Consider the following 303-nt stretch of genomic DNA (forward strand, 5'->3'; position numbering starts at 1 on the left):
GGCAACGTCACCTTCGCCGCCAAGCTGGGCGGCGAGTACGACCTGACCGTCACCTCCACCGAAGCCGGCGACGTGACCTTCAACGAGGTCGGCAACAGCGCCATCATCTATACCCGCTCGATCGATCCCCTGCCCACCCGCCTGGGTCACCTGACGGTCAACACCGCCGGCCTGACCACCTTCGATGGCGAAGTCCGCGCGGCATCGGTCACCACCGACGCGCCGGGCACCCTGGCCATCAACGGCGGCCTGGTCGACACCACCGGAACCCAGTCCTACGGTGAACGGGCCGTGCTGGGCGCG

1 protein-coding gene is annotated in these 303 nt (G+C 68.6%); it reads left to right on the forward strand.

Annotated features, from left to right (window positions below; translation table 11 throughout):
* The coding region (locus A7W11_RS28295; protein ID WP_162270285.1) for a hypothetical protein at positions 1–303 on the forward strand (303 nt) is incomplete at both ends.

The sequence above is a fragment of the Bordetella ansorpii genome (assembly GCF_900078315.1).
Taxonomy (GTDB): Bacteria; Pseudomonadota; Gammaproteobacteria; order Burkholderiales; family Burkholderiaceae_B; genus Bordetella; species Bordetella ansorpii.